Origin of the sequence: Ralstonia sp. 1138 (assembly GCF_040544795.1) — a bacterium.
Classification (GTDB): domain Bacteria; phylum Pseudomonadota; class Gammaproteobacteria; order Burkholderiales; family Burkholderiaceae; genus Ralstonia; species Ralstonia flatus.
Window position 1 is genome coordinate 123,548 of record NZ_JBEPKQ010000002.1, and the last position, 25,504, is coordinate 149,051.

The following is a 25,504-nucleotide window of genomic DNA, read 5'->3' on the forward strand; positions in this document are numbered from 1 at the left end:
GTGGATCAGTGAACGGACACAGCAACGCGCCGGGCGAACGTGCACAGGTCAGCGTGTACGACGCTGTCCGGGCACTCGCATTCGTGGGCGATCTCAGCATGGGCCAGCCGACCGACCATTCCCTGCGAACGGCGTGGCTGGCAGCGCAGCTGGCCCGCGAAACCGGCGACGGTGACGCCTCGGTAGAGACGGCCGCGCAAGTGGCGCTGCTGAGGTGGTCGGGTTGCACGGCCAATGCGCCGGAGTTCGCTGATGTGCTGGGCGATGACGTGGCCGGCCGCGAGGCGATGCTCGCGCGGCGGCAAGTGCCGATGCCCGGGCTCGACCCCCAAGCGATTGCCGGCACGATGCGCCCGCTGGCGCAGATTCATTGCGAGGTTTCCGGCGAAATTGCGCGGATCCTGAACCTGACAGCCGACACTGAACTGGCGCTGCGCCATATCTTCGAGGCGTGGGACGGCACCGGCATGCCTGACGGACTGGCCGGTACGGCGGTGCCGCGTGCGGTGTACGTGGTGTCGCTGGCAGGCGATCTGGATATCTTCAGCCGCGTCTACGGCCTGCCGAGCGCCCTCAACATGATCGCCGCGCAGGCCGGCACGCGGTATCCGGCCGACCTGGCCGCACTGGTGGCCGCCCGGGCGGCGCCGTGGCTGGAGCTGCTGGCGTCGCGCGACCCGGCCGGAATCGACGAGTCGATCCAGACCCAGCACATGCAGGCGACGACCTCGGCCGAACTGATTGGCGACGTGATCGACCTGAAGCTGCCGTGGATGACGGGCTACTCGCGCGCCGTCGCGCGCACCGCGTCTGCCTGCAGCACAGCGCTGGGCGCCGACGATGCGAGCGCGGCGCGTCTCTACAAGGCGGCGCTGATCCACGGCATGGGCCGTGCGGCTGTGCCCAATGCGATCTGGAACGCCCCACAGCGCCTTTCCGCCGCCGACTGGGAAAAAGTACGGCTCGTCCCGTACTGGACCGGTCGCGCCGGCAAGCAAACCGGCACGCTTGCGCAGGCGGCGGAGCTGGCTTCGTACGCGTATGAGCGGCTCGACGGCTCTGGGTATTTCCGCGGTGTGGGCGGGCAGGCTTTGTCGCTCGACGCGCGCGTGCTGAGCGCGTCAGTCGCCTTTGTGGCGCTGGGCCAGAAGCGGCCATGGCGCGACGCACTGCCCGCAAGTGAAGTTCAGCAACGGTTGGAGAGCGAAGCAAGCGAAGGTCGTTTCGACAGCGCCGTTGTGGCAGCACTCGTTGAGGCGCGGGATGCGGCATCGCGTGTGAGCCGGCCCCGGCAACCGACGGTCCGGCTTTCTGCGCGCGAGACCGAAGTGCTGCGCTCGATTGGGCGCGGCGCGAGCAACAAGGAAGCGGCGCGCGAACTGGACCTGAGCCCGAGCACCGTCCGCACGCACATCGAAAGCGTCTTTCGCAAGCTTGAATGTTCGACACGTGCTGCCGCGACGTTGAAAGCGTCGGCGCTGGGGCTGCTGTAAAAGAGAAGGCTGCGCGACGGCAGGCAGCGGATCAATCCGTCATCAGATGGCGCATCAACAGCGTCGGATCGGCAATCTCGAGAATCAGGCGACGCAACACGCGTTTGCGCATGTGTTCATCGTCGAGCACCCACGGAGCGCTGACCTCGCTGAGATGCCGCGCGATCGCATCGCGGTGATCGGCACCTTCCGGCAGCCCCAGGCGTGCTGCGAGCAAGCCCGCAACGACATCATCGATCTCAACGTCCAGATGCTTCGCGTCAATGGTGAGTTGTAGCTTCATGGTGGCGATCGAACCTGAAAAAGTCGGCACCGCAGCGAGCGCGTGCGGTGCCGAAATGCAGTTGCACTGGCCGGCGAACCGGCCAGTCGATGGCAGCACAACTGCGTAGTTCAGTAGTCCAGCTCAGGCGCCGGCATTTGCGCGGGCTTGTCTTCCTTCGGTGCGTCCGCAATGGTCGCATCCGTGGTCAGGATCAGCCCGGCGACCGACGCGGCATTCTGCAGCGCCGTACGCGTGACCTTGGTCGGGTCGACGACGCCCGCTTCCACGAGGTCGCCGTACTCGCCGGTGGCCGCGTTGTAGCCGTAGTTGCCCTTGCCTTCGGACACCTTGGCGATCACGACGGACGGCTCTTCACCGGCGTTGGCGACGATGGCGCGCAGCGGGGCCTCCAGCGCGTGCTGCACGATCCGGATACCGGCATCCTGGTCGCTGTTCGCACCCTTGAGGTTCAGCACCGCAGAACGCGCGCGCAGCAGGGCCACACCGCCGCCCGGCACAATGCCTTCCTCGACGGCCGCGCGCGTGGCGTGCAGCGCATCGTCGACGCGGTCCTTCTTCTCTTTCATCTCGACTTCGGTCGCCGCGCCCACCTTGATGACGGCAACGCCGCCGGCAAGCTTCGCCACGCGCTCCTGCAGCTTCTCGCGGTCGTAGTCGCTCGTGGCTTCGTCGATCTGCACGCGGATCGACTTGACGCGCGCGTCGATGCTGGCCTGGTCACCGGCCCCGTCGATGATGATCGTGTCGTCCTTGCGAACCTCCACGCGCTTGGCGCGGCCGAGGTCTTCCAACGTGGCCTTCTGGAGCTGCTTGCCGGTTTCCTCGGAGATGACGGTTGCGCCGGTCAGCACGGCAATGTCTTCGAGCATGGCCTTGCGGCGGTCGCCAAACCCGGGCGCCTTCACGGCCGCAACCTTCAGGATGCCGCGCATCGCATTGACGACGAGGGTGGCCAGCGCTTCGCTCTCCACATCTTCCGCCACGATCAGCAGCGGCTTGCCGGCCTTCGATGCGGCTTCCAGGATCGGCAGGAGGTCGCGGATGTTCGAGATCTTCTTGTCGTGCAGCAGGATCAGCGCGTCGTCCAGATAGGCCGCCTGCTTTTCCGGGTCGTTGATGAAGTACGGGCTGACGTAGCCGCGGTCGAACTGCATCCCTTCAACCACGTCCAGCTCGTTGTCGAGTGACTTGCCATCCTCGACGGTAATAACGCCTTCCTTGCCGACCTTCTCCATGGCCTCGGCGATGATCTTGCCGATGGCCTCATCCGAGTTGGCCGAGATGGACCCGACCTGGGCGATCTCGCGGTTGGTCGAGATCGGCTTCGACAGGTTGCGAAGCTCGTCGAGCACGGCGGCCACGGCCTTGTCGATACCGCGCTTCAGATCCATCGGGTTCATGCCGGCGGCCACATGCTTCATGCCTTCCTGCACGATGGCCTGGGCCAGCACGGTGGCCGTGGTGGTGCCGTCGCCGGCAATGTCCGCCGTCTTGGACGCGACCTGCTTCACCATCTGCGCGCCCATGTTCTCGAAGCGGTCCTTCAGCTCGATTTCCTTGGCGACAGACACGCCGTCCTTGGTGATGGTCGGGGCGCCAAAGCTGCGCTCGATGACCACGTTGCGGCCCTTGGGCCCGAGCGTCACCTTCACGGCATCGGCAAGAACATTCACGCCCTTGACGATACGGACGCGCGCGCTGTCGTGGAACTTGACGTCTTTTGCACTCATGTTTGTTGCTCCGGATAAGTCGTTGACTCAACACGTCGCGAACAACCGGGCTGGTTGCGGTGTCATGTCCGGCAGTGTCCGCGAGCGGCTCGAGGCTTCAGGCGGCCTTGGCAACCGCCTGGGCGTGGCTTTCGATGACGCCCATGACGTCTTCTTCACGCATAACGAGCAGTTCCTCGCCATCGACCTTGACGGTCTGCCCGGCGTACTTGCCGAACAGCACCTGGTCACCGACTTTCAATTGGAGTTCGCGCTGCGTGCCGTCCTGAAGCAGGCGGCCGGTGCCGACCGCGATGACTTCACCCTGCTCCGGTTTTTCTGCGGCGGAATCAGGAATCACAATGCCCGAGGCCGTCGTCCGTTGCTGTTCGATTCGCTTGACGATAACCCGGTCGTAGAGGGGACGAATCTTCATTTCCATCTCCTGAGCGATAGATCACCAAAAAAGGGAATCCGACTTGCGCGCCGTTCAAGCAGGGCGCCCGGCAGGGCAGGCAAGCCGTGCCAAAGACTTGGCGGAATGCAAAATAGAAGCGCCCCGCCGCGAGTTCAAGAGGCGAAAAAACACCGAGTGTGTAACAAAATGTTTCAGGGCAAAAGGATGCGCCGGACGGCTCCCAGGCGGTAGACCGTACGGCTGCGCGCCGGCCGCTGGCGCGCTATCGGCGGTATCGGCAGCACAGGACACGGCGGCTGCCGCCCGCCATCGGGGCCGAGCGTGTCGTCCGGCTCATCCAGCTGCCGCCACACACCGCCTTTGACGGGCCGGAACAGCCAGCGCAGGTAGCCTGCGTTGGCGGCAAGCTGCATCAGCTCGGCGCGATCGGGCGCGCCGTCGATGAGCGCCTCGTCCGCCGAAGCGCCTTCGTAATCGCCGAAGGCCTGACGGCATGCGAGCGCCTCACCTGCGGAGGCGCCCACCACGTTGCAACCGCGTCGCTCGACGCGCTCCAAGTCCCATGCGCCGAGCTGCCAGGCGGCATCGAGCAGCGCCTCGTCAACGGCTTCGACGCTATGCCAGGCGTGCGTCAGTTGAATGGCCGAGCCCGGCACGGAGCGCGGCGGAATGTCGATTCCCGGTAACACGAGCGGACTGGCGCGGCGGAATCCGTGCCAATGCAGGATCGCCACGAGCGGCGTATTCGGTCGGCGGGCCGCCGTCACGGTGACCGCGACCAACGGCAGGCGCACCGCATCCATCTGTTCGTGCACTGCGTTGAAAAGGTCCATGAAACCTCCGAATGACGTATCGAATGGCCTCTTGAAATTTCCGCTTGCCTCCCTATTTTAGGTGTCGTCAAGCAGTCGCGGTTCTCGCGCTGCGTGTTTCGATTTGTTTGTCAGTGGCCCGCCACGGACGGATGAACTGGAGCGCGTAGTTCGGTTCAGTCTCCGAGCGGGCCCCACCAGGAGCCAGCCATGAGCGATCTGTTTTTTGGCACCGATCTGCTGGGCGAATTCGACCGCCTGCACCGGCAGATGGCCACTCTCTTTGCGGGCGCACCCGCAAGCCTGCGCGCAACGCGCATCGGCACCTTTCCTCCCGTCAACATTGGCAGCACCGACGACTCGGTCGAGATCGTCGCCTTCGCCCCGGGGCTCGACCCCGCGCAGATCGACGTGTCGATCGACAAGGGGCTGCTGACGATCAGCGGCGAACGCAAGCGCCCGGAGTTCGAAATGACCGACGACACGCGCGTGTATGCCGACGAGCGTTTCACGGGCGCATTCCGCCGCGTGATCGAGTTGCCACAGGACGTCGACCCCGACAAGGTCAATGCACGGTACGTCAACGGCTGCCTGACGATCAGCGTCGGGAAGTCGGAGGCATCGAAGCCGCGTCAGATCACCGTGCAAGGCTGAGCCACAGCTTGCGCAAGCATGAAGGAGCACATCATGAACGACACCACACAATTGGCGACCCACGCCCAGCCGGGCCATGCCACGGTCGCAAAGCAGCCGGCGGAGCAACCCGCCACACGCCAGACGCATCTGGCACCGCCTGTCGACATCTTTGAAAACCGCCAGGGCATTACCCTGTTTGCCGACCTGCCGGGCGTGCCGCGCGACAAGCTCGATGTGCGCGTGCAGGACGGCACGCTCACGGTCGATGCCGACTTGATGGTGCCGACGCCGCAGGGCCTGCGTCTGCAGCACGGCGAAGTTCGGCACCCGCATTTCTCGCGCACCTTTGTGCTGAGCCCCGACTTTGACGCTTCGCGCATCGACGCCCAGTTGCGCGACGGGGTTCTCAAGCTGACCATCCCGCGCCGCGACGAGGCGAAGCCGCGGCGTATCGAAGTCCAGGCTGGCTGAGCCCATCACCGGCCCTCGTTTTGCCTTGCAAGCGGGCGCGCCCCTTGCGCGCCTGCATTTGGCACCGTGCCCCCTGGTTACGGTTGTTTGTTACTAGGAGACAAAGATGCTGAGTGCACACGAATTTGCCACGCTGATGTTGGTCAGTCAGTCGCCCGAGCAGGTCGACATGAACCGCGCCGAGTTGGATGCGTTGCTCGAGCGGCAGTTGGTCATGCTCGAACGCTCTGCCGAAGGACACCGTCACCGTGCACGGCTCACCGATACCGGGCGCTCCGTCCTGCGGGCGTTGAATGCGGTTGACCGCCAGGAACACGCGACACCGGGACCGGCTTGCCACGAGGCCGACTAGTCCGTGCTTTTGCGAGCGCCCCCCCCGAATCTCCCCACCAAAGGCAACACATTCCGCCCGCAGGCGCGTTCGTTGCGTTGCCGTTCGCTCCACCTACTCAGGAGCGAACATGACTACCTCTGCCCAGGAGCACCTGCTCGACTGGCTGCGCGACGCCCACGCGATGGAACAGCAAGCCGAGCAGATGCTGCGCGCACAATCCGGCCGCCTCGAACACTATCCACAGCTCAAGGCCCGAATCGACCGGCATATTGAAGAGACGCAGGAGCAGCAGCGCCTTGTCGATTCCTGTATCCGCCGCCTCGGCGGGAGTACCTCTGTCATCAAGGACCTCACGGCCCGCATCGCGGCATTCGCGCAGGGGCTGAGCGGCATGGCGGTTTCGGACGAAGTCGTCAAAGGCTCCATGGCGGGCTACGTCTTCGAGCACATGGAGATTGCCGCCTACACCAGCCTGCGCGCGGCTGCCGAGCATTGCGGCGACGTCGAAACCGTCCGCGTATGCGACGCCATCCTGCCGCAGGAGCAAGCCATGGCGGCCTGGCTGGCTGAACACCTTGGAGGCGTCACGGTGACGTTCCTGACGCGCGCTGAAACGCCCGGCGTGGAAGCCAAGCGCTGATCCTCTTTTCGCCTGCCCCCAATTCGGAGATACCAATGACCCGCAAGACCATTGAAGACCTGTTCATCCACTCGCTGTCGGACATTTACAGCGCAGAGAAGCAGCTGGCCAAGGCGCTGGGCAAGCTCGCCCGCACCGCCGAGAACGAAGAACTTTCAGAGGCGTTCAAGAGCCACCTGGAAGAAACGCAAGGCCAGATCGAGCGGATCGACCAGATCGTCGAGACCTGCGCCATCAAGCTCAAGCGCATGAAGTGCGCTGCCATGGAAGGCTTGATCGAAGAGGCGAACGAGCTGATCGAAGAGATACCGAAGGGCCCCGTGCTGGATGCCGGGCTGATCGGTGCGGCGCAGAAGGTCGAGCACTACGAGATCGCCTCATACGGCACGTTGGCCGCGCTTGCCAAGGAGGTCGGCTTTCATGAGGCGGTGCCACTGATCGTCAGCACGCTGGACGAGGAGAAGGCCACCGATGCCAAGCTGACGCGTCTGGCGGAAAGCTCGGCCAATCGGGAGGCGAGTGCGGCGTCGTAAGCCCGAGACAAGGGCGGCCAGCGGGTCGCCCTCTCTTATTGGACCGTTCACATTCCGCCCGCTTGCGAGCTACGCCTGCCACACCGCATACCCCTCCTCGCGCAGCCCGATCGCGAGTTCCACTTCCATCTCCCGCGCTGCCTCGTACGGCATGGGGTTGAAGCATTCGTACAGCTCGGGCATCAGGCGCAAGCCGTACTCACGCACGTACCGGTTCGCCTTCAGCCCCGCCTTGTGTTTGTCAAAGCGCACGTCCGGGGACTGCCCTGTCATGCCGACATAAACGCAAGGCTTGTCACCCATGTAATCGGGATTGGCTTTCTTGAAGCGCCCTTCGCTCAGCACTTCCCGCGACAGTTCGACAACGTAGACGTGGTGATGGTGGCGTGGCATGCAGGCAAGGTGTCGTGATTGCGCTCAACCACCAGACCGCTCGACGACGATCTCGCTCACCTGAACCGTCGGCACGATGTCGGTGTAGTTGGGGATATCGCCCAGGATCTCGGCGCGGTGCGGTTGAATGGCGGCCTCATAGGCTTCGACCGATTCACAGATGAATGCGCACATCGCCACGTAGGCAGGTGGCGTACCGGGTGCTCCGCCGGCCAGGCCTTTATCGACGGTGTAGTACACACAGGCATTGCCAAGTCGCGCCTTCACCAGCGGCATGTGGCGCTCACGGTAGTAGGTGTGGTCGAAGCGTGCGCCTTCGGCGTAGGGGTACATCACGGTCACTTTGATCATGCGGTTCTCCTGGTGTTCATTGGTGTCGCTTCATCCTGCGCTCACATGAGCGGTAGCCGCCAGCAAGTCAGTGCAACACCGGCAGCCAGAATGTACCTTCCATGACGGCCACGCATGTTCCGCCGACACGGACTGTCGATGTGTCGCCTGTCTTCTCGCAAGACGCGAGCAGTGTGCTGGGGCGTCCCATGTCGACGCCTTGCCGCACGCGCAACGTCAATTCAGGCACTGAGCGCGCTGCCGCCAGCAGGGCAACCGTTGCACCTGTTGCGCTGCCCGTTGCGGGGTCTTCTGTCATGCGCGGTGTAAACATGCGCGATTGCAGATCGCAGCCTGCCTGGATGCCGTCCTCCCCGATGTCTCGCGTGTACGCGTAGATCGAGACGGCGCCATCGAGCGGCAAGGTCGCCTTGTACGCCACCGGGTTCGGTACGCAGCGGCGCAGTGCATCTCGCGAGCGGAGTTCAACAATGAGGAACGGCAGCCCCACCGATGCGACGATCGGCTGGTGGACGTCAACCTGAATGTCGTTGGCATCAAGCGAGAGGCAGGCGGCAACGCTGTCGACAGCAACTTCGGAGCGCAGCGACAACTGCTCCGGCGCAACAAGTTCACCACCGACGACAGTGTTGCCTTCCAGGAGCTGCCGAACCGGCACCAAGCCTGCCGCCTCATCAAAGACCAGGGTGTTCGGTAACGGCTCGCCTGCTTCTACGGCTTTCGTGGCCAGCACAAAGGCCGTCCCGATGTTGGGATGGCCAGCAAACGGAATCTCTCGCGATGGCGTGAATATTCGTACCCACGCGGTGTGCGAGGGGTCTCCGGGCGGAAAGACAAACGTCGTTTCGGTGTAACCAAATTCAGCCGCGATCGATTGCATCTGCTCGGTCGACAAGCCCTCGCAATCCAGCACCACCGCGACTGGGTTGCCCTGGAGCGGGATGTCAGTGAACACGTCGGCTGTCACGTAGCGGCGCTTCATGGTTGCTCTTTTATGTGAGGTTGCTAGCCAGTCGGAATTCTCTTGGGTCGAGCAATCGACTGTAGTTCGGCTGGTCGTAGATCGCCAGGCTGCGAAAACTGGCGCATAACATCGAAGAAGGTCCCGGCCTGTGCCGAAACGATCGACTAGTCGAACTGCTCGGCAAGCCCGACCATGATGCCCTCGGGCCCTCGAAGATAGGCCAGCCGGTACGATTTCTCGTAATCCATCCGGCCGATGAGTTCGGCGCCTTTGGTCTGCATTCGCGCAACCACCTCGTCGATATCGTCTACGGCGAACATGATGCGACGTAGACCAAGGGCGTTCACTGGTGTGTCTATGGGGCCGAACCTGATCGGATCAGGCGTATGGAATTTGTCGAGTTCAATGCCTTGTCCATCGGGAGTCCGCAGCATCGCAAGGGTGGCTCGGACGTTTTCAAGCCCGATGAGGCTTCCGACGGCAGGCCCTTCAACGGTGGTTTGGCCCTCAAACTTCAGGCCCAACTCGATGAAGAAATTCTTCACCGCTTCAAGGTCGTCCACAACGATCAGCACGTTGTCCATTCGCTTGAGTGTTATGTCGCTCGGTCCCTCCACGATGTGGGCTATCTGGGGCATGGTCCCCCAGACGGGGGTACTGAGGCAACAGCGCTACCTTTCGACGCCAATCGGAGCCCCGCCCCCCGAACAACCCGTCTAAAAAATTAGCTTGCAATTCAATAGCACGCTATATATATTTGCCTCCATGAACACACGCAAGCCTTCCTCCGCACGCCGCGACCTCGCCCTGGACGAGCAGCTCTGCTTTGCGCTGTACTCGACCATGATCGGGATCAACAAGGCGTATCGGCCGCTGCTCAAGGCGCTGGACCTGACGTACTCGCAGTACCTCGTCATGCTGGTGCTGTGGGAGCAAGACAGCCAGACGGTGTCGCAGATTGGCGAGCGCCTGTTCCTCGACTCCGCCACGCTGACCCCGCTGCTGAAACGGCTGGAGGCATCGGGCCTGATCGAGCGGCAACGCTCGGCCGAGGACGAGCGGCGCGTGATCATCTCGCTCACGGCGGCCGGCAAGGAGCTGGAGAAGCGCGCCGAGAAAGTGCCGGCATGCATGGCGACGGCCATGGAGTGTGCGCCCGGCGAGCTGGAAGAACTGCGCACACAGTTGAATGCATTGCGAGGACGGCTCTTCAAGAACGCCGCCTGAGCACTGACGTATGCCCGACGGGCGCCTGATCGCGCTCGTTTTTTTAAACCGATTAAGTAGCGTGCTATTTAATCGTAAGCAATGCGGCATCAGCCTCGACAGCCGATGCCTGCACCACCACCCCTCTCAAAGGAGAACCACCATGTCGATCGAAAACGTCCTCTACCGTGCCCATGCTCGTGCCACCGGCGGCCGCAATGGCCGCGCCATCACCGACGATGGCTGGCTCGACGTCCGCCTGACCACGCCGACCGAACTCGGCGGTGCCGGCGGCGAAGGCACCAACCCCGAGCAGCTGTTTGCCGCCGGCTACAGCGCGTGTTTCCTCGGCGCCATCAAGTTCGTGGGCGCGCGCGACAAGATCCGCGTGCCGGCGGATGTGTCCGTGCAGGGCAGCGTCGGCATCGGCGTCATTCCGAACGGCTTTGGCATTGAAGTGGACCTGAAGATCAGCCTGCCCGGCATGGACCCGGCCGAAGCGCAATCGCTCATCGACCGCGCCCACATCGTCTGCCCCTATTCGAACGCGACGCGCGGAAACATCGACGTACGCCTGAGCCTGATCTGACCCGTACGCCCTTCCCCAACATCCGCACCCTTCCAATCCTTCGCACAACACACGATTAGAGGCCCAGCCATGAACCGCATGACCAAATTTGCCGCCGGCACCCTGCTCTCTGTGGCAGCAAGCGTTGCCCTTGCTGCGGGCAGCCCAGGCGTGGAGCGCACCACCCAGGCATTCCTCGACGCCCTGGCCGCCGGCGGTGGACAACCGCTGGAAACCCTGTCACCCGCCGATGCCCGCGCCGTGCTGGTGGGCGCGCAAGCCGCCGCAAAGGTGTCGCTGCCGCCCGCCGACGTCAGCCAGAAAACCATCACCGTGGACGGCAAGCCGATCAGCCTGACGATCGTGCGCCCGGCCGGCGCGAAAGGCACGTTGCCCGGCTTCATCTTCGTTCACGGCGGGGGCTGGGTGCTGGGCGACTTCCCCACCCACGAGCGCTTTGTGCGCGACCTGGTGGCCGACTCCGGCGCCGTCGCCGTCTTCGTCAACTACACGCCCTCGCCCGAGGCGCGTTATCCGGTGGTGATCAACCAGATCTACGCCGCCACAAAGTGGGTGGCAGAAAACGGTGCCCAGATCGGCGTAGACGGCAAGCGGCTGGCGATTGCCGGCAACAGCGTGGGCGGCAACATGGCGGCCGTGGTGGCCCTGATGGCCAAGGCGCACGGTACGCCCGCACTGCGCACGCAAGTCCTGTTCTGGCCGGTCACGAATGCCAACTTCGAGAACGCTTCGTACGACGAATTTGCGCAGGGACACTTCCTGACCAAGCCGATGATGCAGTGGTTCTGGAACGCCTACACGACCGATCCGGCGCAGCGTCAGGAGATCTACGCATCGCCGCTGCTGGCCACGCCCGCTCAGTTGAAGGGGCTGCCGCCCGCGCTGGTGATTACCGCCGAGAAGGATGTCTTGCGCGATGAAGGCGAAGCGTATGCACGCAAGCTCGACGCGGCCGGTGTGGATGTGACCGCCACGCGCTACAACGGCATGATTCACGACTTCGGCCTGCTCAATGCGCTGGCCGGTGTGCCGGCAACCCGTGCAGCGCTGCATCAAGCCAGCGAAGAGCTGAAGGCGCGGTTGAAGTAATGGGGTGGGCGGGTTGGTCAGCCGGCGATGCGCCCGCCCGTGCCTTGTGCACGCGGTGGGCGCGGTGGGCGCGTTGCGCCCGCACCGCTCGCCTGGCGACGACATTCCCGCCGTCAGCGGAATGCGTCACCCCCTGGCATGTACCAGCCGGCTCCGCATATGCAGTGAAATCTCGTTGGCCACGATCCGCTCAAGCTCCGGCCAAGTCACGGGTAACCGCACAAGCACGCTGTGATTGTTGTCCGACGAGACGCACCGCTTGATATGGCTGACGTGGTTGTCGGCACCGCACCCCACATGAAGGATGCGCGTGCTCGCCGCGGGCTGCCACACCACGTTGCCGAGGAAGTACGTGCTGGCACCGCCTCGCTCCGCTGGGTCGGTGACCAAATCGAACGTGCTACTCAAGAAGGTATGAAGCTCGTCGACCGTCATGTCTGGACGTAGCTCCGGCAGTTGGTCGGCATCCTTCCATCCTCCACAGTGGCTTGCATGTTTCCAGCGTACCGATAACAGGCGCTCCTGACCGGAAGCGGTCTGTCACGACAGCGTTTCGACGATGAACATCCGCGCTTGCTGAGCTTCCCGCCGATCGGCCTTGATCGGCGCATAGGTCTCGGAATTGTAGAAAGCCAGCGCTTGGGCTAGCGTCGGAAACTCGAATATACCGGCCATCGGCAACGGGTCTTCATCCCCCTCCAGCACCTGCGCGACAGGGCCGAAATGCAGGATTCGCCCACCCGCGTCTTGCAGCGCAGCCTGAAAGCGCGGAGCAAGCGCCGCCTGCTTGGCCATCGCCTGGAGCCTCCAATGCCTTTGTCCATCGGCAAGCACCGGTGAAGATGCGCTCGCGAGCGATTAAACGCAGGCTGCAGGCGATGTACCAGTCGATCTATCTTGACTAGAATCCGGAGCGCAGCATTCGCGCCATGCTGGTGTAGAAGCAACGGCGATGTGTTTCTGCTTCTTAATATTCTCCGCCGCAGTCGCTCGATGCAGCGACTCCGTTCCCGCAACGCCGGCCACCGCCGTGACACGTCGCGTCTGGAAGGCCTCTTCAACTGCCGCTCGTCATTCCCTCGTATGCAGCCTCGCCATTCCTTCTCCGCCTTCACAAGGACCGTCGCCTCAAACGTGCTGCATGGCACGGCGCTGACGCTCGGTCTCGCGCTCACATTGCAGGCTGCCGCGCAAACGAGCGTGCCAGCGCTTCGGGTCGTGTCTGAGTTGAAAGACATTCGCATGAAGGCGGTTGCCGCCCTGCCCAAGGCCGGTAGCGACGCCAGTGACCGCGACAGTTGCCCGCAACTTGTCATCAAGCCCAAGTCGCCGGCCGCGAAACAGGTGGCCGCGCAAGGCTGGGCGGTGATGGCCGATGTACCGCTTGGCGCCTATCGCGCTGTCAGCTTTGCCGGCGAGATGCAGGCCGCGACCAGCGGCACGTGCAACGTCACGCAAGGCAACGTAGCGGTGTTTCAGAACGACAAGCTCGTCGCGCTGGCCTACGGCAAATCAGCCGAAGACACCGCGATTGGCGCACTGACCCCGCTGGAAGGCGGCGCCGTGCGCGTGTGGGATGGTGACATTTCTCCCCTGCCCGTCGGCGACCTGCGGGTTGACGGCGATGGCACGCTGCGGCTGAGCAAGGTGGCCGACGAGGATGCCGTCTGCCAGGGTCGCGCCCACGTGCCGAATGTCTACAACATGCCGATCGACAAAGCGCGCAAGGCGCTCGCCGACAAGGGCTGGAAGCCTGTGAAGGGTGGCGCCAGCCCCGAGCCTCGCCAGGCTGCGCTGGTCAAGCGCGGCATCGGCGAGGCCAACTCCTGCGCCGGCACGGGCTTGGCCTATTGCGATTTCAACTACGTTGGCCCCGCAGGCAAGCTCACCGTGACCACCGTCGGCGAGGACGATCTCCCACACGTGGCGGGGTACGACGTCAGGTGCCGCTGACTGTGGATGGTTTTATGCCTCTTCAAACAGGCGGAGCGCCATCAGGCCATGTCCCATGGTTGCGCCGGCTCGGACCGCTGCTGCAATTGAAATCAACTCTGCAAGTTCTTCAGCAGTAGCGCCGGCCTTTTTGGCTGCCTTCGTATGGACATCAAGGCAGTACGAACACTGCGTAGTCAGCGCAACGGCGAGCGAGATGAACTCCCTGACCTTGGGCGGAATGAGACCATCAGCGCGCTTCGCGGCATGATCGAAGGCCATAAAAGCGTTGCCTTCCTCCTTCGCAAGGGCAAGAAGCTTTGGAATGTTCTGGAAGTCCTTGGGCGACTGGTATTCACTCATCATTCATACCTGCTGTTTTGGATTACCGCTCATTTTGCGAATCCATTGCCGAATTCCAGTATCCGCTTGCGACAAGTTTCTCGCGCACCATGGAGCGGGCACGATGCAGTCGGCTCTTGACGGCTTCAACGGTCAGGCCTAGCTCGGCCGCCACCTCGGGCGCCGTCAGTCCATCCACATCGCGCAAGATGAGAACCACGCGATAGTTCTGAGGAAGCGTCTGGATCGCGGCGGTGAGATCCGTTCGCAAATCTCTTGGGATCATTGGTGCCTGAACCGCATCCAAATCGGCCTCGTACAAGGGAATGGACGCTTTTCCCCGGGTAAAGAATCGGTAGCATTCCCTTTCGACGATACGGAATAGCCAGCTCGCAAAGGCCGCCGCCGTTCGTAGCGCGCCAATTTTTCGAGACACCCGCCATAAGGCGATCTGCACCGCGTCTTCAGCGTCCTCGCTATTGGTGCACGTTCGTCTCGCAAACCGCTTTAGATCCGGCTGGCAAACCGTCAACAGTTGAGAGATTGCGGCCTGGTTGCCAGCGCAAGCCGCCTCAATAAGCGCATCAGACGGACGGATCATTTCAGTTCTTTATTGGCGTTCTTCCAACAAGCGCACAGGCCGGACAAAAGCCGACAACTGCTGTGCCCGCAAGAATTGCTGCGGCCGCGTAGCCGGCAATCATGCCCCACGGCGTAGCGGCCAACGTTGCTGTAGCGACGGCTGTGCACAGCCCCAGGGAAGCGCGAATCCATCGCTCGGGGGTGGGCAGATTCCGCTTGAGATAGAACATAGGGACGCATCCTTCTGGTGTGCTGGTGATGGCTTCATAGAGGCACAGCCAGTGCAAAAGGATTCTTTTTTTTCTAGGTATTTCCGGATAGATCTACAGTGGCCGCGTTCTGCCCGTTATCCGCATGCTGGCGCGGCCGCACGTCGTTTCCTGATGCCTTCCGTCGCTGGCTGGCGGTCAGTCCCTCAAAAATGCTCAACGTTTGGACGATTGCGTTGACGCGTCTTCGCACGCTGACCTACGGTTGCATCACTCGTCAGAGAGCGCATTCGATTGGTTCTCGAAGTCGTTGCAGATGGCATCAGGGTGAGGTGAGCGATGCACGAACGGCATCCTGCAGTTCCGGATTTCCTACAAGGGAAATGGCTTGCTCTACCAGCGCATCCGCCCGTTCACCCTCTCCGGACATGCGGACAATCTGCGTCAGCATTCCCACTTCCTCGGAATAGATGCGGATCTTGTGATTGGTGATGTCAGCCTGCCTCTCCGGGGGCAATGAGCGATTTGTCCACCCAATGCCCTCAATGAATCGAGATGCGAGTTGCTCCACTGACTTCTCCGGGTCGGGGATAAATCCGCGCGCAAGCGTGAAGTCAGCGGCTTTGACGATTGAGGGCATTGCGACCCTGGCGCACCGCGCCGAAAAAGCGGGGGCAGCCTTGTTGATCAAGACGAACAAGTCGTAGGTCGCCTCGTCGTTGCCCAACTCCCGGTTGATCGCGGTCACATCGTTGAAGAGCTCCCAGTCCTGGTCGCCTTGTTCCAAACGTGCGGTCTTCTCGATCAGGATGGATTGCAACGCTGCTCGGGCCGGCGGATATTGTTCGGCCAACTCAATCCAATAGCCAAGCGCGAACGACAGTCGAACTCCACTCAACGATGGCCGCTCTTCAAGCGCATGTTCGTGGAACCAAATGTATTCGCTTAGAGCCTCGGAAAATCGTCCCTCCTGGGCGGCAATTCGAGCGGCGTGCAGACGTTCCTGAGCAGTCATTGGCGTCGTGATAGATGGATTGTGTTGTTGGTCGAACGTCTGTTTTCGACCGGAAGCCAGACGTTCATAGCCCGCGCTACTTCAATGCCCAATACCAGTTGCCCGCATAGTCTCGCTCCACGGTTTCAAGTGACTGGAAAGTGAACGTAAGACGTTCAACGAGGGCCTCCGGGCACGCTCGCGCCCGAAACACTGCCTTGAACGCGTTTAGGAGCGTGGGGTCTCTTTGCAGAAGGTCGCGCTCTGCATCTGTCGTTGTCTTTATCAGGAACCAGGGTCCCGCCAGCGCAAGTTCAAGCGCCGCTACAGCGCAATCTGGAACGTATTGCCGCGCAATCGACTGCATTTCGGCTTCGGCGTAGATCGCTATGAGGTGAAACGAGTCTGGCATTGATGGGTTCACTATATGGTCGGCGTCGGTCATACACGCTCAATCTTCGCAGCGAGCGAAGGGAACTGCTTTTCCATGTCGCTCAAGCAATCTGCCATCAACTTCGCATCGCGAGGGAATCTGCGCTCAAATGCGCGCCAATTTTTGAGCCGAAGAGCGCGCGGCATTTCTACAAGCGCGACGATTGCGTCCCAGAATGCATCCCAGTTTTTTCCGTACCAACCTGGAAACTGCAATTGGTCCATCAGCCGCTCATGCAACTGCGCGGTCGACTCAATGTCGCCTAGTTCAATTTCTACGACGTCTACGCGTGCCACGGCCCGTCCTCTCTTCTCGGGTGATACCCCGCAGCATACTGGGTGGCCGTTTATGGCCGGAAGCGGTAGGTAAGTGTGCCGGCAACCCGTGGCTACCGTCGACGCGGATAGGTTGCGGCGCCGAGTGCCATGCCGCCGCAATCCGTCGCACAAAGCCACTACAATAGCGCCCCTTCGCCGGTGGCACCCGCGCCTGATATCCCGTGCAGGCGCATGCCTCCCGCTGCACTTCAGAAGCCACAATCCTATGATGTCAAACGCCTGCGGCGTCGATTTCGGCACGTCCAACTCCACCGTCGGCTGGCTGAGACCGGACGCCCCCACCCTGCTGCCGCTCGAAGACGGCAAGGCCACGCTGCCTTCCGTCATCTTCTTTCACGCCGAAGACCCGACGGTCAGCTACGGCCGTGCCGCGCTGGCCGACTATCTGGCTGGCTACGAGGGCCGCCTGATGCGCTCGCTCAAGAGCCTGCTCGGCACCTCGATGATGGACGACAGCACCGAGGTCATGGGCCAGGCCATGCCCTTCCGCAAGCTGCTGGCGCATTTCATTGGCGAACTTAAGCGGCGCGCCGAGCATGCCGCCGGCCATGAATTCCGCCGCGCCGTGCTGGGCCGCCCGGTGTTCTTCATCGACGAAGACCCCAAGGCCGACCAGCTTGCCGAAGACACGCTGGCGGACATCGCGCGCGACGCCGGCTTTGACGAGATCGCCTTTCAGTACGAGCCCATCGCCGCCGCGTTCGACTACGAGGCCGGCATCAGCGGTGAAGAACTGGTGCTGGTGGCCGACATTGGCGGCGGTACGTCGGACTTCTCCCTCGTGCGCCTGTCGCCCGACCGCGCGAAACGCCTGGACCGCCGCGAAGACATCCTCGCCAACGGCGGCGTTCACATCGGCGGTACCGACTTCGACCGCGCCTTGAGCCTGGCCAGCGTGATGCCGCTGCTTGGCCTGAACAGCACGCTGCGCAACGGCAAGGCCATGCCGTCCGGCCAGTATTTCGACCTGGCAAGCTGGCACACCATCAACCACGTGTACACGCGCAAGGCATGGACGGTGGTGATGGACAACTACCGAGATGCCGCCGACACCGAAAAACTCGACCGCCTCATCCGCCTGATCCGCGAGCGCGCCGGCCACTGGCTGGCCATTCAGGTGGAAGCCGCGAAGATCGCGCTGTCGGACGCTCCGGTGGCGGAGATCGACCTGCACCGCATCGCGCCCGAGTTGAAGCAGCCCGTCACGCGCGAGGATTTCGACCAGTCGATTGGGAAGCTGGTCGGCAAGACGGTCTCGACGGTGCAGACCATGCTGAAAACGGCAGGCGTTGCAGCGGAAGCGGTCGATACCATTCTCTTTGCCGGCGGCTCCAGCGGGGTGCCGTTGCTGCGCGAACAACTGGCGCAAGTGCTACCGTCGGCGCGGCGCGTCGAGGGCGACCTGTTCGGCGGGATCGGTTCCGGCCTGGCGCGCGATGCGGCGCGCAAGTTTGGCTGACGGGCTGAGGGTGAAAGGCTGAGAGGTGGCGGGACAGGCGATCAACGACGGTTCCGACGGAAGTCGACTATGACTGCATATTCGGAGCATCGGTATTGATATGCCGGGACGGCGGGTAGAAGGCCCTTGACATTCCCATGGTGGGAAGGAACATACTTGCGCGGAACTGCTAGCGTGGCACATGGGAGCGCTGCCAATGGGCATCTCTGCAGGCATCTCGCGAGCACCATTCGCAGTACGCACTGATACCATTTCGCGACTCTCGACATACGCAACGTGCGCCGCTATCAGCGCCGGCTCTGGTTAGCTGGCTTTCTCGTCCTGACATTCCTGACCGTGCAACTGGCAGCGGCCGCCTACGCCTGTGCGGGTGGCCGGTATGCGGTACGCGCGGCCTTGGACATGGGGGCGATGACCGGCATGGCGGACATGGCCGAGTCGTGTCCCGAAATGGCGAAGAATGCGACGCAGGACAACGGCCAGCACGACGGACTCTGCCTGGAGCATTGCCAGGCAGGTAGCAAAACGGCAGACCACGTCTCGCCGCAGATTCCAACTTTCCTCCCTGTCCTGCTTAGACAGATCGAGCCGACACCGATTGCAGCCACGGTGCCCCTCATCCTGGCGCAAGCCGAACCCATTGCGCGGGCGCCGCCCCCACCGCTGTCCATCCTTCACTGCTGTTTCCGAAATTAACCTCCGAAGCAACGCGTTCTTCGTGCCCTGCCGCCTGCGCGGTGGGGTGATCGTTGCTTTGCGGAGGTTCTATGCTTTTGCGTTGTTCCCCATGCGGCGGGCGCTGGCTTGCGCTTGCTGCCATCCTGCTTGTCAGCAGTCGACTGGCGCACGGCCAGCCCGCTGACACGCTTTCCCTACAAGAGGCGATCGGCCTCGCGTCGGCCCGTTCTGCCGATGCAGAAACGTCCCGCGCGCCCATTCAGGCTGCCAATGAGATGGCCGTCGCCGCCGGTCAATTGCCAGACCCGGTGCTCAAACTTGGGCTCGATAACGTCCCGCTCAACAAATCGGATCAGTTCTCGCTCACCCGAGACTCCATGACGCAGCGCTCCATCAGCGTGATGCAGGAGTTCACGCGTGCGGACAAGCGCCGCGCGAAGGCTGACCGCTACACCGCCGAAGCTGCCACCGCCGAAGCGCGTCGCACTGCCGGTCTTGCAGAGGTGCAGCGCAACACCGTCGCCGCGTGGCTGGACCGCTGGTACGCCGAGCAGACCGACGTGCTGCTCAGCCACCATGGGCACCCGCTGGACCTGACTCGCCAGGCGGCAATGGCGGCTTACCGCGGCGGCCGTGGCACGCGCGCCGACGTGCTGGCCGCCGATCTTGAAGTCCAGAAGCTGCATGACCGCCAGGATGAAAATCGCTCGACGATCGAAATTGCGACGGCAAACCTGGAGCGCTGGATTGGCCCAGCTGCACGCCGCCCGCTGGGCGACCGCCCGCGGTTGGAGGTACCTGCATCCACCCAACGCCTCGCGGCAGACGCCTTCGATGAAGTGCCCGAAGTAGCTGCCGCCCAACGCGACGTTGCGCTGGCGGAATCGGAAATCCGCGCGGCGGCCGAATCTAAGAAACCCGACGTGACAGTCGAGCTGATGTATAGCCAGCGCGGCTCCGCGTATTCGAACATGGGGTCGCTGAACATCAGCTTCCCCGTGCCGTGGGACCAAGGCAACCGGCAGGACCGAGAGGTGGCGGCCAAGCTCGCCCAAGCGCAAGAGGCGCGTGCCAAGTGGGAAATCCTGCGGCGCAATACGCAAGCGCTTGTCGCGACCCGGCTGGCCGAACTGCGACGCAACCTGGACCGTCTCAAGCGCTATGACGAGACGACGCTGCCGCTGGCCAACGCGCAGGCGGATGCAGCCCTGACGGCCTATCGCAGCAACACCGGCTCGCTCTCGGCCGTGGCGGAGGCCAATCACCGCGCCATCGACATTGCACAAGAACGTCTGACGCTGGAAGCCAAGACGGCCAAGCTGTGGGCCGACCTGGCCTTCCTTGTGCCGCTACCTACTGCCCAGACCGAACCCGCTGCATCCTCCATCGGGAGCCTTCAATGAACAAAACGCTCATCGCCACGGTGGCGGGTGCACTGATGATCGGCGCTGTGGCCTATGGCGGCTATCGCGTCGGGCTGTCGCGCGGTATGCAGGTGGCTCCAGCCGCAACGTCTGCGTCGAATACGTCCAGTCTCAAGGCGGGTGACATCGACCCGCAAACCGGCAAGAAGGTGCTGTACTGGCACGACCCGATGGTGCCCGGCCAGCGCTTCGACAAGCCGGGCAAATCGCCCTTCATGGATATGCAGCTCGTGCCCGTCTACGCAGATGGAGACGCGGGCGGCAGTGGCGTCACCATCGACAGCCGCGTCGCGCAGAACCTGGGCATCCGCACCGCTGAGGTCCAATCCGGCCACCTGGGCGGCGTGCTGGAAGCGCCGGGCAATGTGGCTGTGGATGAGCGCAGCGTGCAAGTCATCCAGGCACGCACGAGCGCGTTCGTGCAGCAGGTGTCGGTGCGCGCCATGTTCGATCCGGTGCGGCGCGGGCAGGCACTGGTGTCGCTGTACTCGCCGGATTGGGTGGCAGCGCAAGAGGAATACTTGGCGGTGTCACGCCAAGCTGCACATGGCCAGTCCGATCTCGTGGGAGCAGCCAAGGCGCGCATGCTGCAGGCAGGTATGACGCCGGGCCAGATCAGCGCAGTGAGTGCGTCGGGCAAGCTGCAGCCGTCGTTGGCCATCACCAGCCCGATCGACGGTTTCGTCACGGAGATCGCCGTGCGCGACGGCATGACGGTCTCACCCGGGATGACGCTGTTCCGGTTGGCCGATCTCGGCCGTGTGTGGGTCGTTGCGGAAGTGCCGGAAGCCCAGGTGCGCACAGTACAACCGGGCACGCCGGTCAAGGTCACCGCCGCCGCCCTGATGGATCCGGCTACGGGCAAGGTGGACGCCATCCTGCCCGATGTGAATACGGCTACGCGCACGGTCAAGGTCCGCATCGTGCTGGCGAACCCGGGCAAGCGGCTCGTGCCGGGCATGTTCGCCACCGTGCGATTTGACGGCGGACAGGACAAGGAAGCACTGCTGATCCCGTCTGAAGCGGTGATCCGCACCGGCGAGCGCAGCATCGTGATGGTCGATGATGCCAAGGCCGGCTTCGTGCCTACGGAGGTCCGAACCGGGCGCGAAGTCGACGGCAAGGTTGAGGTGTTGCATGGCTTGCAGGCGGGGCAGAAGGTCGTCACTTCCGGCCAGTTCCTGATCGACTCCGAAGCCAGCCTGCGTGGCACCACGGAACGGATGACGACGCCGTCAGTGGCCTCCGCGCCCGCCGCAGCCACCAACGAACACGAGGGCACCGGCCGTATTGAAGCCGTAAACGGCGATGGACTCACGCTCTCGCACGGGCCGATTCCCTCACTGCACTGGGGGGCAATGACCATGGACTTTGCCTCGCCGCCCAATGGCTTGCCCAAGGGGCTGAAGCCGGGCGACCGGGTGCATTTCCGTTTCCATCTCGACAAGGACGGCATGGCGGTCCTTTCCGCAGTGGAACCCGCAGGCGACGCTGGAGGCAAACCATGATCGCGCGCGTCATTCTTGCTTCCATCCGCAACCGCTTCCTGGTGTTGCTCGCAACCGTCTTGCTGACGGCGTGGGGGCTGTGGGCGGCACGGAGCACCCCGCTCGACGCGCTGCCCGATCTGTCGGACGTGCAGGTCATCATCCGCACGCCCTTCCCCGGGCAGGCGCCGCAGATCGTGGAGAACCAGGTCACGTACCCACTCACGACCACGATGCTGTCGGTGCCGGGCGCCAAGACGGTCCGAGGGTATTCGTTCTTCGGGGACTCGTTCGTTTACGTGTTGTTCGAAGACGGCACCGACCTGTACTGGGCGCGCTCGCGCGTGCTGGAGTATCTGAATCAGGTGCAGTCGCGCTTGCCGGCAGCGGCCAAGCCGGCGCTGGGCCCGGACGCGACGGGCGTGGGCTGGGTCTATGAATACGCGTTGGTCGACAAAACGGGCCAGCACGATCTGGCTCAACTGCGGGCGCTGCAAGACTGGTTCCTACGCTTCGAGCTGAAGGCATTGCCGAACGTGGCGGAAGTGGCCTCCGTGGGCGGTATGGTCAAGCAGTTCCAGGTGGTGCTGCAGCCGGACAAGCTGCGCGCGTACAACCTGCCACAGGCGAAGGTGCTGGTGGCACTCAAGGGCGCCAACCAGGAAACCGGCGGCTCCGTGCTTGAGCTGGGCGAAGCCGAATACATGGTGCGCGCCAGTGGCTACCTGAGAACGCTCGACGATTTCCGGCAGATTCCGCTAACGACGAGCGACAACGGCATCGCCGTGCGGCTGGGCGATGTCGCCACTATCCAGCTTGGGCCCGAGATGCGGCGCGGCATTGCCGAACTGGACGGCCAGGGCGAAGTCGCTGGCGGCGTGATCGTGATGCGCTCCGGCAAGAACGCGCTGGAGACCATCGACGCTGTCAAAGCCAAGCTCGCCACGCTGCAAAAAAGCCTGCCGGCGGGCGTGGAAATCGTGCCGGTTTACGATCGCTCTGTGCTCATCCACCGCGCGGTGGACAACCTCACGCACAAGCTGATCGAAGAGTTCATCGTCGTGGCGCTGGTGTGCGCGGTGTTCCTGTTCCACCTGCGCTCTGCGCTGGTGGCGATCGTCTCGCTGCCGCTGGGCGTGCTGGCCGCGTTTCTGGTGATGCGCTACCAGGGCGTGAACGCCAACATCATGTCGCTGGGCGGCATTGCCATCGCGGTGGGCGCGATGGTGGACGCGGCGGTCGTGATGATCGAGAACGCGCACAAGCATCTGGAGCGCTCGCACGAGGCGCATCCAGAGCGCGATCTCACCGGGCATGAGCGCTGGGGCATCATCGGTGAAGCGGCTGCAGAGGTGGGGCCGGCGCTGTTCTTCTCGCTGCTGATCATCACGCTGTCGTTCATTCCGGTGTTCACACTGGAGGCGCAGGAGGGTCGGTTGTTCTCACCGCTGGCCTTTACCAAGACGTATTCGATGGCCGCCGCCGCCGGATTGTCAGTCACGCTGGTGCCCGTGCTGATGGGCTATCTGATTCGCGGGCGCATCCCCAGCGAGCAGTCGAACCCGCTCAGTCGCTGGCTGATCCGCCTTTACCAGCCGGTGCTGGCTCGCGTTCTGACCTACCCGAAAGCGACGGTGGCGATTGCCCTCGTATTGCTGGCAGCCACGGCCTGGCCGATCCTGCGTACGGGCGGCGAATTCATGCCGCCGCTGGATGAAGGTGACCTGCTGTACATGCCGTCGGCGCTTCCGGGATTGTCGGCCGGCAAGGCGGCGCAATTGCTGCAGCAGACGGACCGGCTCATCAAGACCGTGCCAGAAGTCGCTACCGTGTTCGGCAAGGCGGGCCGTGCTGACAGCGCCACCGACCCAGCGCCAATGGAGATGTTCGAAACCACCATCCAGTTCAAGCCGCGCGACCAATGGCGCCCCGGCATGACGACCGACAAGCTGGTCGAAGAACTGGACCGCGTCGTCAAGGTGCCGGGTCTGTCCAACATCTGGGTGCCGCCCATCCGAAACCGCATCGACATGCTGGCTACCGGCATCAAGAGCCCGGTCGGCATCAAGGTGGCGGGCACCGACCTGCAGCAGATCGACCGACTTACTACGCAGATCGAAGCGGTGGTCAAAACGGTTCCCGGCGTGACCTCGGCACTCGCCGAACGGCTCTCAGGCGGGCGCTACATTGATGTTGACATCAACCGTGTGGCAGCCGGCCGCTACGGCCTGAACATCGACGACGTGCAGAACATCGTGGCCTCCGCCATCGGTGGTGAAAACGTGGGCGAAGTCGTGGACGGGCTGGCCCGTTTCCCGATCAACCTACGCTACCCGCGCGACTACCGGGATTCGGTCGAACAACTGCGCCGTCTGCCGATCGTGACCGACCGTGGCCAGCAGATCGTGCTGTCCGACGTGGCCGACATTCGGGTTGTGCAAGGGCCACCGATGCTGCGGAGCGAGAACGCGCGACTTTCGGGCTGGGTGTACGTCGACATTCGCGGGCGCGACCTGCGATCGGCGGTGCACGACATGCAGGCCGCGATAGCCAAGGCGGTGCCAATGCCCGCCGGCTATGCGCTCAGTTGGTCCGGGCAGTTCGAATATCTGGAGCGCGCCAGCGCCAAGCTCAAGGTGGTCGTGCCGTTCACGCTGCTCATCATCTTCGTGCTGCTGTATCTGGTGTTCGGCCGCATCGACGAGGCGCTGCTCATCATGGGCACGCTGCCGCTGGCGTTGATTGGCGGGTTCTGGCTGCTGTATGCGTTGGGCTACAACCTGTCGGTCGCGGGTGTGGTCGGCTTCATTGCGCTAGCCGGCGTGGCGGCGGAGTTCGGCGTCATCATGTTGCTCTACCTGAAACAGGCCTGGACCGAGCGCCAAGAGCGGGGCCTGACCACCACGGACGCGTTGCTCGATGCCATCCAGGAAGGCGCCGTGCTGCGCGTGCGCCCCAAAGCCATGACGGTAGCCGTCATCCTGGCTGGCCTGATCCCGATCATGTGGTCGCACGGCACGGGCTCCGAAGTTATGCAACGCATCGCCGCGCCGATGGTCGGCGGCATGGTGACCGCGCCTTTGCTTTCGCTATTTGTTGTTCCTGCTGTTTACCTGCTACTGCGCAGGCGCGGCACACGGTCCTCTTCCCAACCCCACGTTCAACACGAGGTCTCACAATGACATACGCATCCGCTCTGGCTTTTACTCTGGCGCTGGCCACGTCGCCCCTTGCATTGGCAGCCACGCCCATGGAAGGTATGGACATGAAGACAGCGGCCCAGGCCAGTCAGTCCAGCCAGGGCCCGAAGCCCGTCGCAGCAGAAGTCCGCAAGGTCTACCCCGACACCGGCAAGGTTACCCTCAAGCACGGTGATATCGACAACCTCGGCATGGGCGCCATGACGATGACGTTTGCCGTCAAGGACAAGGCTGCACTCAAGAACTTCAAGGAAGGAGACAAGGTGATGGCGGTCTTTGATATGGTCAATGGCCAACCGACTGTAGTGGAGATGAACCGCCAATAATTGGCGAAGGTCTGGCTGCCAGCACGGCAGTCAGGCTGCTCCTCTGGAGGGACCGCTTCTGACTGGAAGCGAGCAAATCCAGCAGCGAATGCCCAACTGTCACGCCCGCCTTACCCAGGCATTCCCGCCCGTCACGGGAATGCGTCAATCTGTTGTTATTGGCTGTAGCCACGCCG

Annotated in this window: 32 protein-coding genes; 16 read left to right on the forward strand and 16 right to left on the reverse strand. The window is 63.2% G+C overall.

The features are described 5' to 3' along the window. Positions 1-8 precede the first annotated feature (8 nt). Positions 9-1,493, forward strand: coding sequence for an HD domain-containing phosphohydrolase (locus ABIC76_RS08180; RefSeq protein WP_354533651.1), 1,485 nt, complete (start codon positions 9-11; stop codon positions 1,491-1,493). A gap of 31 nt (positions 1,494-1,524) precedes the next feature. Here ABIC76_RS08180 and ABIC76_RS08185 read toward each other — a convergent pair whose 3' ends face one another. From ABIC76_RS08185 to ABIC76_RS08200, 4 genes are all read right to left on the reverse strand, one after another. After that, a complete protein-coding gene (locus tag ABIC76_RS08185) occupies positions 1,525-1,776 on the reverse strand; it encodes a hypothetical protein (RefSeq protein WP_102065084.1) in 252 nt (83 codons plus the stop codon). A 110-nt stretch (positions 1,777-1,886) separates the two neighbouring features. Then, positions 1,887-3,509, reverse strand: coding sequence for a chaperonin GroEL (gene groL, locus ABIC76_RS08190; protein ID WP_354533652.1), 1,623 nt, complete (start codon positions 3,507-3,509; stop codon positions 1,887-1,889). 97 nt (positions 3,510-3,606) lie between these two features. Further along, on the reverse strand, positions 3,607-3,924 hold the full coding sequence (locus ABIC76_RS08195; RefSeq protein ID WP_102063895.1) for a co-chaperone GroES: 318 nt from the start codon (positions 3,922-3,924) through the stop codon (positions 3,607-3,609). Positions 3,925-4,097: 173 nt separating this feature from the next. After that, on the reverse strand, positions 4,098-4,739 hold the full coding sequence (locus ABIC76_RS08200; protein ID WP_102063894.1) for a diguanylate cyclase: 642 nt from the start codon (positions 4,737-4,739) through the stop codon (positions 4,098-4,100). A gap of 189 nt (positions 4,740-4,928) precedes the next feature. On the opposite strand from ABIC76_RS08200, the gene ABIC76_RS08205 reads away from it, so the two are divergent. The 5 genes from ABIC76_RS08205 to ABIC76_RS08225 all read left to right on the forward strand — a co-directional run bounded on the left by ABIC76_RS08205 (position 4,929) and on the right by ABIC76_RS08225 (position 7,332). Next, a complete protein-coding gene (locus ABIC76_RS08205) occupies positions 4,929-5,372 on the forward strand; it encodes an Hsp20/alpha crystallin family protein (RefSeq protein ID WP_102063893.1) in 444 nt (147 codons plus the stop codon). A gap of 33 nt (positions 5,373-5,405) precedes the next feature. Next, a complete protein-coding gene (locus ABIC76_RS08210; RefSeq protein WP_102065083.1) occupies positions 5,406-5,825 on the forward strand; it encodes an Hsp20/alpha crystallin family protein in 420 nt (139 codons plus the stop codon). 106 nt (positions 5,826-5,931) lie between these two features. Then, the gene (locus tag ABIC76_RS08215; RefSeq protein ID WP_102063892.1) at positions 5,932-6,177 is read left to right on the forward strand and encodes a hypothetical protein; all 246 of its coding nucleotides are present in this window, start codon (positions 5,932-5,934) and stop codon (positions 6,175-6,177) included. 109 nt (positions 6,178-6,286) lie between these two features. After that, positions 6,287-6,799, forward strand: coding sequence for a ferritin-like domain-containing protein (locus ABIC76_RS08220; protein ID WP_102063891.1), 513 nt, complete (start codon positions 6,287-6,289; stop codon positions 6,797-6,799). Between the two features lie 35 nt (positions 6,800-6,834). Further along, on the forward strand, positions 6,835-7,332 hold the full coding sequence (locus ABIC76_RS08225) for a YciE/YciF ferroxidase family protein (RefSeq protein ID WP_027680486.1): 498 nt from the start codon (positions 6,835-6,837) through the stop codon (positions 7,330-7,332). Positions 7,333-7,401: 69 nt separating this feature from the next. Here the strand turns inward: ABIC76_RS08225 and ABIC76_RS08230 are convergent, their stop codons facing one another. From ABIC76_RS08230 to ABIC76_RS08245, 4 genes are all read right to left on the reverse strand, one after another. After that, the gene (locus ABIC76_RS08230) at positions 7,402-7,725 is read right to left on the reverse strand and encodes a hypothetical protein (protein ID WP_102063890.1); all 324 of its coding nucleotides are present in this window, start codon (positions 7,723-7,725) and stop codon (positions 7,402-7,404) included. Between the two features lie 24 nt (positions 7,726-7,749). Then, the gene (locus ABIC76_RS08235; protein ID WP_102063889.1) at positions 7,750-8,076 is read right to left on the reverse strand and encodes an EthD family reductase; all 327 of its coding nucleotides are present in this window, start codon (positions 8,074-8,076) and stop codon (positions 7,750-7,752) included. A 67-nt stretch (positions 8,077-8,143) separates the two neighbouring features. Continuing rightward, complete coding sequence (locus tag ABIC76_RS08240; protein ID WP_102063888.1) at positions 8,144-9,058, reverse strand: PhzF family phenazine biosynthesis protein; 915 nt, start codon at positions 9,056-9,058, stop codon at positions 8,144-8,146. Positions 9,059-9,204: 146 nt separating this feature from the next. Further along, positions 9,205-9,639, reverse strand: a complete 435-nt coding sequence (locus tag ABIC76_RS08245; protein ID WP_354534202.1) for a VOC family protein — start codon at positions 9,637-9,639, stop codon at positions 9,205-9,207. Between the two features lie 166 nt (positions 9,640-9,805). Here ABIC76_RS08245 and ABIC76_RS08250 point away from each other — a divergent pair, with 166 nt between their 5' ends. From ABIC76_RS08250 to ABIC76_RS08260, 3 genes are all read left to right on the forward strand, one after another. Then, positions 9,806-10,267: a MarR family winged helix-turn-helix transcriptional regulator gene (locus ABIC76_RS08250; protein WP_354533653.1), complete on the forward strand. Its 462-nt coding sequence runs from the start codon at positions 9,806-9,808 to the stop codon at positions 10,265-10,267. A 142-nt stretch (positions 10,268-10,409) separates the two neighbouring features. Beyond that, a complete protein-coding gene (locus tag ABIC76_RS08255) occupies positions 10,410-10,835 on the forward strand; it encodes an organic hydroperoxide resistance protein (RefSeq protein ID WP_354533654.1) in 426 nt (141 codons plus the stop codon). Between the two features lie 69 nt (positions 10,836-10,904). Further along, positions 10,905-11,924 (forward strand): alpha/beta hydrolase, encoded by a 1,020-nt coding sequence (locus tag ABIC76_RS08260; RefSeq protein ID WP_354533655.1) that lies wholly within the window; start codon positions 10,905-10,907, stop codon positions 11,922-11,924. 126 nt (positions 11,925-12,050) lie between these two features. Here the strand turns inward: ABIC76_RS08260 and ABIC76_RS08265 are convergent, their stop codons facing one another. After that, on the reverse strand, positions 12,051-12,359 hold the full coding sequence (locus tag ABIC76_RS08265) for a hypothetical protein (RefSeq protein WP_354533656.1): 309 nt from the start codon (positions 12,357-12,359) through the stop codon (positions 12,051-12,053). 105 nt (positions 12,360-12,464) lie between these two features. Beyond that, positions 12,465-12,719 carry a DUF1330 domain-containing protein gene (locus tag ABIC76_RS08270; protein ID WP_354533657.1) on the reverse strand — a complete coding sequence of 85 codons (255 nt, stop codon included), beginning with the start codon at positions 12,717-12,719 and terminating at the stop codon, positions 12,465-12,467. Positions 12,720-12,917: 198 nt separating this feature from the next. Here ABIC76_RS08270 and ABIC76_RS08275 point away from each other — a divergent pair, with 198 nt between their 5' ends. After that, the gene (locus tag ABIC76_RS08275) at positions 12,918-13,877 is read left to right on the forward strand and encodes a PASTA domain-containing protein (protein WP_354533658.1); all 960 of its coding nucleotides are present in this window, start codon (positions 12,918-12,920) and stop codon (positions 13,875-13,877) included. Between the two features lie 12 nt (positions 13,878-13,889). On the opposite strand, the gene ABIC76_RS08280 is transcribed toward ABIC76_RS08275, so the two are convergent. The 6 genes from ABIC76_RS08280 to ABIC76_RS08305 all read right to left on the reverse strand — a co-directional run bounded on the left by ABIC76_RS08280 (position 13,890) and on the right by ABIC76_RS08305 (position 16,712). Next, positions 13,890-14,222: a carboxymuconolactone decarboxylase family protein gene (locus ABIC76_RS08280; RefSeq protein ID WP_226946954.1), complete on the reverse strand. Its 333-nt coding sequence runs from the start codon at positions 14,220-14,222 to the stop codon at positions 13,890-13,892. 19 nt (positions 14,223-14,241) lie between these two features. After that, positions 14,242-14,799, reverse strand: a complete 558-nt coding sequence (locus tag ABIC76_RS08285; protein WP_354533659.1) for an RNA polymerase sigma factor — start codon at positions 14,797-14,799, stop codon at positions 14,242-14,244. A 1-nt stretch (position 14,800) separates the two neighbouring features. Then, positions 14,801-15,010 (reverse strand): YgaP-like transmembrane domain, encoded by a 210-nt coding sequence (locus ABIC76_RS08290; RefSeq protein WP_354533660.1) that lies wholly within the window; start codon positions 15,008-15,010, stop codon positions 14,801-14,803. Between the two features lie 301 nt (positions 15,011-15,311). Then, entirely contained in the window at positions 15,312-16,004 is a 693-nt protein-coding gene (locus ABIC76_RS08295; RefSeq protein ID WP_354533661.1) for a hypothetical protein, read from the reverse strand. 76 nt (positions 16,005-16,080) lie between these two features. Continuing rightward, positions 16,081-16,428, reverse strand: coding sequence for a hypothetical protein (locus tag ABIC76_RS08300; RefSeq protein ID WP_354533662.1), 348 nt, complete (start codon positions 16,426-16,428; stop codon positions 16,081-16,083). Beyond that, positions 16,425-16,712 carry a barstar family protein gene (locus ABIC76_RS08305; protein ID WP_354533663.1) on the reverse strand — a complete coding sequence of 96 codons (288 nt, stop codon included), beginning with the start codon at positions 16,710-16,712 and terminating at the stop codon, positions 16,425-16,427. The genes ABIC76_RS08300 and ABIC76_RS08305 overlap by 4 nt, the downstream gene beginning before the upstream one ends. 247 nt (positions 16,713-16,959) lie before the next feature. Between ABIC76_RS08305 and ABIC76_RS08310 the strand changes: the two genes are divergently transcribed. The 6 genes from ABIC76_RS08310 to ABIC76_RS08335 all read left to right on the forward strand — a co-directional run bounded on the left by ABIC76_RS08310 (position 16,960) and on the right by ABIC76_RS08335 (position 25,328). Continuing rightward, positions 16,960-18,213 carry an Hsp70 family protein gene (locus ABIC76_RS08310; protein WP_354533664.1) on the forward strand — a complete coding sequence of 418 codons (1,254 nt, stop codon included), beginning with the start codon at positions 16,960-16,962 and terminating at the stop codon, positions 18,211-18,213. A gap of 276 nt (positions 18,214-18,489) precedes the next feature. Continuing rightward, on the forward strand, positions 18,490-18,909 hold the full coding sequence (locus ABIC76_RS08315) for a copper resistance protein (protein WP_354533665.1): 420 nt from the start codon (positions 18,490-18,492) through the stop codon (positions 18,907-18,909). Positions 18,910-18,980: 71 nt separating this feature from the next. Beyond that, entirely contained in the window at positions 18,981-20,294 is a 1,314-nt protein-coding gene (locus ABIC76_RS08320) for a TolC family protein (protein WP_354533666.1), read from the forward strand. Further along, positions 20,291-21,823: an efflux RND transporter periplasmic adaptor subunit gene (locus ABIC76_RS08325; RefSeq protein WP_354533667.1), complete on the forward strand. Its 1,533-nt coding sequence runs from the start codon at positions 20,291-20,293 to the stop codon at positions 21,821-21,823. The genes ABIC76_RS08320 and ABIC76_RS08325 overlap by 4 nt, the downstream gene beginning before the upstream one ends. Continuing rightward, positions 21,820-24,984 (forward strand): efflux RND transporter permease subunit, encoded by a 3,165-nt coding sequence (locus ABIC76_RS08330; RefSeq protein WP_354533668.1) that lies wholly within the window; start codon positions 21,820-21,822, stop codon positions 24,982-24,984. Before ABIC76_RS08325 ends, ABIC76_RS08330 begins: the two co-directional genes overlap by 4 nt. Then, positions 24,981-25,328 (forward strand): copper-binding protein, encoded by a 348-nt coding sequence (locus tag ABIC76_RS08335; RefSeq protein WP_316891725.1) that lies wholly within the window; start codon positions 24,981-24,983, stop codon positions 25,326-25,328. Before ABIC76_RS08330 ends, ABIC76_RS08335 begins: the two co-directional genes overlap by 4 nt. Positions 25,329-25,504 lie beyond the last annotated feature (176 nt).